This window comes from Actinomadura sp. NPDC048032 (genome assembly GCF_040653175.1).
In the GTDB taxonomy this organism is placed as follows: Bacteria; Actinomycetota; Actinomycetes; order Streptosporangiales; family Streptosporangiaceae; genus Spirillospora; species Spirillospora verrucosospora.
On record NZ_JBEZJP010000310.1, the window covers coordinates 1 to 9988 of the forward strand.

The 9988-nt window shown below is 72.8% G+C and carries 7 protein-coding genes and 1 pseudogene; 2 read left to right on the forward strand and 6 right to left on the reverse strand.

Annotated elements, in window-relative coordinates:
• Positions 1–66 precede the first annotated feature (66 nt).
• Positions 67–1818, reverse strand: coding sequence for a GMC family oxidoreductase (locus tag AB0C69_RS30330; protein ID WP_360358498.1), 1752 nt, complete (start codon positions 1816–1818; stop codon positions 67–69).
• Positions 1819–1827: 9 nt separating this feature from the next.
• On the reverse strand, positions 1828–3471 hold the full coding sequence (locus AB0C69_RS30335) for a succinic semialdehyde dehydrogenase (RefSeq protein ID WP_360358499.1): 1644 nt from the start codon (positions 3469–3471) through the stop codon (positions 1828–1830).
• A gap of 264 nt (positions 3472–3735) precedes the next feature.
• Between AB0C69_RS30335 and AB0C69_RS30340 the strand changes: the two genes are divergently transcribed.
• Complete coding sequence (locus AB0C69_RS30340; RefSeq protein ID WP_345176532.1) at positions 3736–4383, forward strand: helix-turn-helix domain-containing protein; 648 nt, start codon at positions 3736–3738, stop codon at positions 4381–4383.
• Positions 4384–4399: 16 nt separating this feature from the next.
• Here the strand turns inward: AB0C69_RS30340 and glpD are convergent, their stop codons facing one another.
• The 3 genes from glpD to guaB all read right to left on the reverse strand — a co-directional run bounded on the left by glpD (position 4400) and on the right by guaB (position 8935).
• Complete coding sequence (glpD, locus tag AB0C69_RS30345) at positions 4400–6139, reverse strand: glycerol-3-phosphate dehydrogenase (RefSeq protein ID WP_360358500.1); 1740 nt, start codon at positions 6137–6139, stop codon at positions 4400–4402.
• 99 nt (positions 6140–6238) lie between these two features.
• Complete coding sequence (locus AB0C69_RS30350; protein WP_345176832.1) at positions 6239–7354, reverse strand: GuaB3 family IMP dehydrogenase-related protein; 1116 nt, start codon at positions 7352–7354, stop codon at positions 6239–6241.
• Positions 7355–7438: 84 nt separating this feature from the next.
• Positions 7439–8935, reverse strand: a complete 1497-nt coding sequence (gene guaB, locus AB0C69_RS30355; RefSeq protein ID WP_353834541.1) for an IMP dehydrogenase — start codon at positions 8933–8935, stop codon at positions 7439–7441.
• A 243-nt stretch (positions 8936–9178) separates the two neighbouring features.
• On the opposite strand from guaB, the gene AB0C69_RS30360 reads away from it, so the two are divergent.
• A complete protein-coding gene (locus AB0C69_RS30360; protein ID WP_179845994.1) occupies positions 9179–9568 on the forward strand; it encodes a DUF5319 domain-containing protein in 390 nt (129 codons plus the stop codon).
• Positions 9569–9612: 44 nt separating this feature from the next.
• On the opposite strand, the pseudogene AB0C69_RS30365 reads toward AB0C69_RS30360, so the two are convergent.
• A pseudogene (locus AB0C69_RS30365) lies at positions 9613–9988 on the reverse strand (hypothetical protein); the annotation flags it as partial.

Here is a 9988-nt window from a genome sequence, read left to right on the forward strand (position 1 = left end):
TACGGGCTGGTCGATCTCCGAAAGCCGGACGGGATCTCGCGGATCAAGGTGGGCGGGGACTCGTCCTCAGGTGATGCCGACGATAGGGAGCCTCAGGGCGGCGGGGGCCTCGGCCGGGACGGCCGGGTTCTTCGGGACGACGGGGGCCACGCGACGGTAGGAGTCGCCGAGCGCGGGACGCGGGTCGTCCTCCGAGCGGTTCGGCCAGAACGCCATGGCCCGCTCGGCCTGCGCCGTGATGGTGAGGGACGGGTTGACGCCCAGGTTGGCCGAGACGGCGGAGCCGTCCACGACGTGCAGGCCCGGGTGCCCGTACACGCGGTGGTAGGGGTCGATCACCCCCGTCTCGGCGGAGTCGCCGATGGCGCAGCCGCCGAGGAAGTGCGCGGTCATCGGGATGTCGAACAGGTCGCCCCAGGCGCCGCCCGGGATGCCGCCGATCTCCTCGGCGATCCGGCGGGTCGCCTCGTGCCCCTCGGGGATCCACGTCGGGTTCGGCTCGCCGTGCCCGGCCGTCGCGCGGACGTCCCAGCCGAACGGGCCCTTCCTCGGCCGCAGCGTGATCGAGTTGTCGCGGGTCTGCATGACCAGGGCGATGACCGTGCGCTCCGACCAGTGGCGGACGTCGAAGAGCTGGAGGAGGTCGCCCGGCTTGCGCAGCACCTCGCGGGCGAACTTGCGGATCCGGGGCGTGTGCCGCTCGCCCGGCCGGTCGCCGTCCACCAGGAGGGTCTGGAGGGAGGCGAGCAGGTTCGAGCCCCGGCCGTACCGGACGGGCTCGATATGGGTGTCCGGCGTCGGGTGGAACGACGACGTGATCGCCACGCCCTCGGAGAAGTCCGGCCCCGGCCTGCCGTTGCGGCGCCCGCCGCCGAGGATCGCCTCGGAGTTGGTGCGGGTCAGGGCGCCGAGCCGGTCGGACAGGCGCGGCAGCAGCCCGGTCGACTTGAGCTTGTGCAGGAGCTTCTGCGTCCCGTAGGTGCCGGCGGCGAACACGACCTGCTCGGCGGTGAGCGTCTTGCGGTTGCGGCCGAACGAGCCCGTGCGGACGATCTCGACCTCGTACCCGCCGCCGGCGCGCGGCCGCACCGAGGTGACGCGGCTGAGCGGCATCACCCGGGCGCCCGCCCTCTCGGCCAGGTACAGGTAGTTCTCCGTCAGCATGTTCTTCGCGCCGTGACGGCAGCCCACCATGCACTCGCCGCACTCCAGGCAGCCGCGCCGGCGCGGGCCCGCCCCGCCGAAGTAGGGGTCGGCGCTCTCGATCCCGGCGCCGCTCCCGAAGTAGACGCCGACCGGCGTCTTGACGAAGGTCTCGCCCTTGCCCATCCGGTCGGCGACCCGCTTCATGACCTTGTCGGCCGCCGTCGTCGTCGGGTTCCGGACGACGCCGAGCATGCGCTTGGCCTGCTCGTAGTAGGGCGCCAGCTCGTCCCGCCAGTCGGTGATGTGCGCCCACTGCCGGTCCTTGAAGAACGGCTCCGGCGGGACGTACAGCGTGTTGGCGTAGTTGAGCGATCCGCCGCCGACGCCCGCGCCCGCCAGCACCATCACGCGGCTCGACTTCGCGCCGCGGATGAGGTGCATCCGCTGCATGCCGGTCAGGCCGAGCGCGGGCGCCCACAGGTAGCGGGCGATGCGCCAGTTCGTCTTCGGCAGCTCCGGATAGCGGGACCCCGGCGCGCCGTCCGGGTTCGTGTCGAAGCGGCGGCCGGCCTCGATGACGCCGACCCGGTAGCCCTTCTCGGTCAGCCGGAGCGCCGCGACGCTGCCGCCGAACCCCGACCCGACGACGAGCACGTCGAAGTCATGCTTCACAGGAGATCCCTACTTGATCCGCAGCTTCTTCATGAGCTTGATGCCGGTGGCCATGTAGTCGGCGAAGGTGTCGTAGCCGATCGCGCCGGGCGGCTCCAGGTCCATGAAGTGCTGGCTCGCGACGGTCTGGACCTCGGTGAACTTCAGCAGCCCCTCGGCCCCGTGGCGGCGTCCCACGCCCGACTGCTTCATCCCCCCCATCGGGGAGTCGTAGGAGGCGTAGGCGGCGCCGTAGCCGTCGTTGATGTTGACCGTCCCCGCCTGGATGCGGGCGGCCAGGCGGCGGCCCCGCGCCGGGTTCTTCGTCCACACCGACGCGTTCAGCCCGTAGGGCGTGTCGTTGGCGCGGGCGACGACCTCGTCCTCGTCCCGGTACTTGTAGACCGCGACGACGGGGCCGAACGTCTCGTTCGCGCACAGGTCCATGTCGCCGGTGACGTCCGCGAGGACCGTCGGCTCGTAGAACAGCGGGCCGACGTCGGGACGGGCCTTCCCGCCGGTCAGAACGGTCGCGCCCTCCTTGACGGCCTGGTCCACGTGCGCCGTCACCGCGTCCAGCTGGCGCTTGTGGGTCAGCGAGCCCATCTCGGCGTCGAAGTCCAGGCCGGTGCCGAGCCGCATGCCCTTGACGAGTTCGACGAACCGCGGCACGAACCGGTCGTAGACGTCCTCGTGGACGTACATCCGCTCGATCGAGATGCACAGCTGGCCGGCGTTGGTGAAGCACGCGCGGACGGCGCCGCGCGCGGCGCGCTCGACGTCGGCGTCCGGCATGACGATCATCGGGTTCTTGCCGCCGAGCTCCAGCGAGTAGGCGACCAGCCGCGGCGCCACCTTCTCCGCGATCGCCTTGCCCCCGCGCGTGGAGCCGGTGAACGAGACGTAGTCGGCGTCGTCCACCAGCGGGTCGCCGATCTCGGCGGGATCGCCGACGACGATCTGCCAGAGGTCGCGGGGCAGCCCGAGCGAGACCAGCAGGTCCAGCACCCACAGGCTGGACAGGCACGTCTGGGTGTCGGGCTTGTGGACGACCGCGTTGCCCGCCATCAGCGCCGGAGCGATGTCGCTGGCGCCGAGCGCGAACGGGTAGTTCCACGGCGCGATCAGCGCCACGACGCCCTTCGGGTGCCGCAGTTCCTGGACGCGGGTCAGCCCCGGCATCATCCCCTTGCGGCGGCGGGGCTTCAGCAGCCGCGGCGCCCGCCGGGCGTAGTAGAGCGAGCACAGCGCGACGTCGAGGAACTCCTCCATCGCGTGCCGGCGCGCCTTGCCGGTCTCCAGCTGGATGATGTCGAGGATCTCCGCGCGCCGGTCGACGAGCGCGCCCGCGAGCCGCAGGAAGGGCTTGGCGCGCTCCCCCGCGGGCAGCGCCGCCCAGGCCCGCTGGGCCTCGCGCGCCCGCTCGTAGGCGGCCCGGACGTCCTCGGGGCTCGACAGCGGAACGGTCGCGAGGGGCTCACCGGTGAAGGGGCTCGGGATCGTCGCGGTCTCGGCGCCGTCCGAGGCGACGTGCGAGACCAGCCGGTCGACCAGAGTCCGGGGAAGCGTGTGCTCTGCCGCGCCCGTGGCAGAGTCCGCCGCGCCTTCGGCAGTGTTCGCCGCGCCTTCGGCAGAGCCTGCCGCGCCTTCGGCGGGAACCGTCGGGGATGCCATGCAGGCAGGGTATGACCACCCGCCCAGTTTGGCTACCCGCAAGTAATGCGCTACTTGCAGTGATTCGCCCCACTCGGGGCGCTATCTCCGGTCGCGCTCCCCGCGGCTTCCGTCCGCGAGTGATGACCGCTACCGAACGGACCGTTCCAAGCCGGGTGGAGTTGTGCAAGTCGGAGACTGACCGCCCCCACCCGGTGTATCCCGAAAGCAGGAGGAGAATCTCAGCGCCGTCGGGGGGCGGCGCTGCCCAGGGGAGGGACAGCGATGACGCATGCCCGCGGCCACACACCCGAGAGCGGCGCCGCCCGCCCCGGCGCGCGCCGGGACCGCCGCGAGCAGACCCGCGCCGCCCTGCTCGCCGCCGCCGAGCGCCTCTGGGCCGAGCGCGGCATCCACGGCGCCTCGCTCGACGACATCGCGGCGGCCGCCGGACTCACCAAGGGCGCCGTCTACTCCAACTTCGCGGGCAAGACCGACCTGCTCCTCGCCCTCATGGAGCGCATCACCAGCGCCCGCACCCGCACCGACGTCTGCGACGAGCTCCGCGCCGCCGCCGAGGACGCCGACCGCACCGGCCGCCCGTCCCGCCGCGACTCCGACGAGGCCCCCCGCCGCCTCGCCCTCCTCCTGGTCGAGTTCTGGCTCTACGGGATGCGCGACTACGCCGCCGGGTGGCGCATCGCCGACTGGTACGCCGAACGCCGGGAACAGCTGGCCCGGGAACTGGAGCCCGCCGACGGCTCCGCCCCCGACGGCCCGGCCCCGGGCGAGCCGACCCCGGGCGACCGCGCCACCCTGACCATGGCCCTCGACTTCGGCCTGGCCTTCCAGCACCTCCTCGACCCCGTCCGGGTCCCGGCCGACCTCTACAGCACCGGCAAGACGCTCGTGCAGGGACGGCCCCGGCCCTGAACCGCCGGCGCCCGGGTCAGGGGGTCGCCACGGGGACGATCTCGGGGGCGCCCCGGCGGCGGGCGTCGGCCTCCTGGTCGCCGTCCTGGGTCTGGGAGGCGCGCTCGGCCTCGACGCGCTTGCGGTAGTACTCGATCTCGCGGTCGCGCTGCTTCTTGGACCAGCCGAGGACGGGCGCGAGAAGGTCGGCGGCCTCCTGGGCGACGCCGACGCCGCGGTCCCACGTCTCGATGGAGATGCGGGTGCGGCGGGCGAGGACGTCGTTGAGGTGGCGGGCGCCCTCGTGGGTGGCGGCGTAGACGACCTCGGCGCGCAGGTAGTCGTCGGCGCCGTCCAGCGGCTTGGCGAGGTCGGGCCTGTCGGAGATGAGTTCGAGCAGGTCGTCCAGGAGCGTCCCGTAGCGGCGCAGCAGGTGCTCGATCCGGGCGACGTGCAGGCCGGAGCGCGAGGCGAGGCGGTGCCGCGCGTTCCACATGGCCTGGAAGCCGTCGCCGCCCACGAGCGGGATGCGGTCGGTGCAGGACTCGGCGACCTTGCCGTCGAGGCCGTGCGCGACGGCGTCGATGGCGTCCTTGGCCATGACCCGGTAGGTCGTGTACTTGCCGCCCGCCACGAGGACGAGGCCCGGGACGGGGTGCGCGACCACGTGCTCGCGGGAGAGCTTCGACGTCTCCTCGGTCTCGCCGGTGAGGAGGGGGCGCAGGCCCGCGTAGACGCCCTCCACGTCGTCATGGGTGAGCGGCGTGGTGAGGACGGCGTTGACGTGGTCCAGGACGTAGTCGATGTCGGCCTTGGACGCGGCGGGGTGCGCCCGGTCGAGGTCCCAGGCGGTGTCGGTGGTGCCGATGATCCAGTGGCGGCCCCAGGGGATCACGAACAGCACCGACTTCTCGGTGCGCAGGATGATCCCGGTTGCGGAGTGGATGCGGTCCTTGGGCACCACCAGGTGGATGCCCTTGGACGCCTTCACGTGGATCTGGCCGCGCCCGCCGACGAGCTCCTGGATGTCGTCGGTCCACACGCCGGTGGCGTTGACGACCTGCTTGGCGCGGACCTCGCTGGTCGTGTTGCCCTCAAGGTCGCGGATGCGCAGGCCGGTGACGCGCTCCCCCTCGCGCAGGAACCCCAGGCACTGGGTGCGCGAGGCGATCTGGGCGCCGTACTCCGCGGCCGTCCGCAGGGCGGTCATGACGAAGCGGGCGTCGTCGACCATCGCGTCCCAGTACTGGATCGCCCCGGTGAAGGCGTCCTTGCGCAGGGACGGCGCGAGGCGCAGCGCCCCGCGGCGCGTCAGGTGGCGGTGGTGCGGGACGCCTCGCGTGCTGCCCATCTGGAAGGCCAGCGCGTCGTAGAGGGCCACGCCCGCCCCGAGGTAAGCGCGCTCCCACACGCGGTGCGTGGTCGGCAGCATGAACGGGACAGGCTGCACGAGGTGCGGCGCGATCTGCTGGAGCAGCAGCGAGCGCTCGGTCAGCGCCTCCCGGACGAGGTCGAAGTTGTACTGCTCCAGGTACCGCAGCCCGCCGTGGATCAGCTTGGACGAGCGGGACGACGTGCCGGACGCGAAGTCGCGGGCCTCGACCACCGCCACGGACAGGCCCCGGGTGGCCGCGTCGAGCGCCGCGCCGGCGCCGACGATGCCGCCGCCGACGACGACCACGTCGAACTCCTCGCGGGCCATGCGGTCGAGCGCCGCCGCGCGCTCGGCCGGGCCGAGCCGCGAGCTTCCAAGACCGGTCACCGGTGATCCCGTCATCGCGCATCCCCCCACAGCGGTTCGGTTTCCGAACGGTTCTTACCCAAGAGTAAGGACCGGTTCACACCGAGATGTGAAAGAACGGGCGTGGGGTCGCTCTCAGTCGGTGGACTGGCCGGGGGCCACGACGACCTGGACCCGCTGGAACTCCTTCAGCTCGGTGTATCCCGCGGTGGCCATCGAGCGGCGCAGCGCGCCGATGAGGTTCATGGAGCCGTCCGCGACGTGGGACGGGCCGTGCAGGATCTGCTCCATCGTCCCGATCGTGCCGATCTCGATGCGGGTGCCGCGGGGGACGTCGCCGTGGTGGGCCTCGCTGCCCCAGTGGTAGCCGCGCCCGGGCGCCTCGGTGGAGCGGGCGAACGGGGAGCCGACCATCACGGCGTCGGAGCCGCAGGCGAACGCCTTGGCGATGTCGCCGCTGTTGACCATGCCGCCGTCGGCGATCACGTGCACGTAGCGGCCGCCGGACTCGTCCATGTAGTCGCGGCGGGCGGCGGCCACGTCGGCGACCGCGGTGGCCATCGGGACGGCGACGCCGAGGACGGTCCGCGTCGTGTGCCCGGAGCCGCCGCCGAACCCGACCAGCACGCCGGCCGCGCCGGTGCGCATCAGGTGCAGCGCCGCGGTGTAGGTGGAGCAGCCGCCGACGATCACGGGGACGTCGAGGTCGTAGATGAACTGCTTGAGGTTCAGCGGCTCGGCCCGCCCCGACACGTGCTCGGCGGACACGGTCGTCCCGCGGATCACGAACAGGTCGACGCCGGCGTCGATCACGGCCTTGTGGAACTGGGCCGTGCGCTGCGGCGACAGCCGCGCCGCGACCGTGACGCCCGCCTCGCGGACCTCCTCGATCCGGCGGCCGATCAGCTCCTCCTTGATCGGCTCGGAGTAGATCTCCTGGAGCCGCTGGGTGGCGCGGACGTCGTCCAGCGAGGCGATCTCGGCGAGCAGCTGCCCCGGGTCGTCGTAGCGCGTCCAGAGCCCCTCGAGGTCGAGCACGGCCAGGCCGCCGAGCCGTCCGACGGCGATCGCCGTCGCCGGGCTGACGACGCTGTCCATCGGCGCGACGACCAGCGGCATGTCGAACCGGTAGGCGTCGATCTGCCAGGCGACGCTGACCTCCTCGGGATCGCGCGTCCGGCGGGACGGCACGATGCCGATGTCGTCGAAGGCGTACGCCCGGCGGCCGCTCTTGCCACGGCCGATCTCCACCTCAGCAGCCACTGCGCCCTTCCTCCACCTGAATCGGTCTTCCCGCGGTTCGCGGGACCAAGCCCCGGAAGAGCTTACGTCAGGTCACCGGCCCTGGTAGTTGGGGGCCTCCACCGTCATCTGGATGTCGTGCGGGTGGCTCTCGCGCAGGCCCGCGACGCTGATGCGCATGAGCTGGCCCCGCTCCTGGAGCTCGGGGACGGTGCGGGTGCCCGCGTACCACATCGACTGGTGGAGACCGCCGACGAGCTGGTGCGCGACGTTGGCGAGGGGACCGCGGTAGGGAACCTGGCCCTCGACGCCCTCGGGGATCAGCTTCTCCTCGGCGTTGACGTCGGCCTGGGCGTAGCGGTCCTTGGAGTAGGAGGCGCCGCGCTCGCGGTTGCGCATCGCGCCGAGCGAGCCCATGCCGCGGTAGGACTTGTACTGCTTGCCGTGGACGAAGATCAGCTCGCCCGGGGACTCCTCGACGCCGGCGAGCAGGCTGCCGAGCATCACGGTGTCGGCGCCCGCGACCAGGGCCTTGGCGATGTCGCCCGAGTACTGCAGGCCGCCGTCCCCGATCACCGGGACGCCCGCCGCCTTCGCCGCGCGGGCCGCCTCGAAGATCGCGGTGATCTGCGGGACGCCGACGCCGGCGACGATGCGGGTGGTGCAGATCGAGCCGGGGCCCACCCCGACCTTGATCGCGTCGGCGCCCGCGTCCACCAGCACCTGGGCGCCCGCCGCGGTGGCGACGTTCCCGCCGACGACCTGGACCGACGAGTTGCCCTTGATCGCGGCGATCGTGTCGGCGACGCCCTTGGAGTGGCCGTGCGCCGTGTCCACGATGATCACGTCGGTGCCGGCCTCGATGAGGGCGCGGGCGCGGCGCAGCGCGTCCTCGCCGACGCCCACGGCCGCGGCGACGAGCAGGCGGCCGTCGGCGTCCTTGGTGGAGTCGGGGTACTGCTCGCTCTTGGTGAAGTCCTTGGTGGTGATCAGGCCCTTGAGGCGGCCCTCGCCGTCGACGAGCGGGAGCTTCTCCACCTTGTTGCCCGCGAGCAGGCGGAACGCCTCCTCGCGGGAGACGTCCACCGGGGCGGTGATGAGCGGCATCGGCGTCATCACCTCGCGGACGGAACGCGACAGGTCCGTCTCGAAGCGCATGTCGCGGTTGGTCACGATGCCGACGAGCACGCCGCGCACGTCGGTGACCGGCACGCCGGAGATCCGGTAGCGGGCGCACAGCTCCTCGACGTCGGCGAGCGTGGCGTCCGGCAGGCAGGTCACCGGGTTGGTGATCATCCCGGCCTCGGAGCGCTTGACCCGGTCGGCCTCCGCGGCCTGCTCCTCGATCGACATGTTGCGGTGCAGCACGCCGATGCCGCCCTGGCGCGCCATCGCGACCGCGGTGCGGGCCTCGGTCACCGTGTCCATCGCCGCCGAGACGAGCGGGATCCGCAGCGAGATCTCGCGGGTCAGCCGGGTCGTGGTGTCGGCCTCGCCGGGCTGCAGGTCGGAGTAGCCCGGCAGCAGGAGCACGTCGTCGAAGGTCAGGCCCTGCGGGAGGAACTTGTCGGGCTCGGCGGCGGGGTTCATGACAACCTTCCCATGGTGGTGGCGGCATCGGGCCAGGTCACAAGGGACCCTGTCCCCATGGTAGGGGCTGGGCCGACGGCCGGGCGGGCTTTGGGCGCGGCGCTCACGTGGTCTTGATGACATCTGCCAACACGCCGGGCGCTCCTTCGCATTCCCCTCCGTGCACGCGCCCTTCGCGCTCGTTCGCGCACGGAGGAGGCCGGGGGGTGCACCTCCCGTGCCGTCCCGCAGTAGCGTGGGGGTGTGCACGACGATGCTCCGCTCGACCCGTTCGCCGGAGATCCGGAGGATCCGGCGGCGGCGCTCGGCGACCCGGGCGACGAGACCGCTCCGCTCAGCGTGACGGAGCGGGAGGACGTGCTGGCCGACCTCGCCGACCTGGAGGTCTTCCGGGCCCTGCTGGAGCCGCTCGGGGTGCGCGGCCTCACGGTCGACTGCGGCGACTGCGGCAAGATGCACTACATCGACTGGGAGCTGCTGCACGGCAACCTGCGCCACCTGCTCGACGAGGGCCTCCCCCGCGTGCACGAGCCCGCGCTCTCCCCCGATCCCGTCGACTACGTCAGCTGGGAGTACGCCCGGGGCTACGTCGACGGCGTGATCGACAGCGAAGAGGGCCGCGACGAGAACTGACCGCCCGAGCCCGCACCGATCCGGACGCGAGGCGCGGGGCGCCGTCAGTCGTCGGCGGGGCGGTTCTGGTAGTCGAGGGCGCGTTTGCGGGCCAGGCGGCGCAGATCGTCGAGGCGGGGACGCGGGTCGGCGAGCGGCTGCGCGTCGGGCCTCTCCACCGGCTCCGCGAACATCGTCGGGGCCTCCTGCCTGCGCGGAAGGCGGCGCGGCAGGTGACGGGGGAAGGGCCCGTCCGGGCGGCGCCTGAGCTGCCGGCCCTCACCGCGGTCCGGGGCCTCGGACGGCGTGCGCGCGGCGGGGCGTCCCGCCTCCGGGGCCGGGCGCACGGGCGGCCGCGGACGCTGGAGCGCGCCGGCGTCGGTGTCGGCCGCGAACCCGCCGCGGCGGAGACGGCGCCGCTTCCCGTTCGCGCCGGCGTCC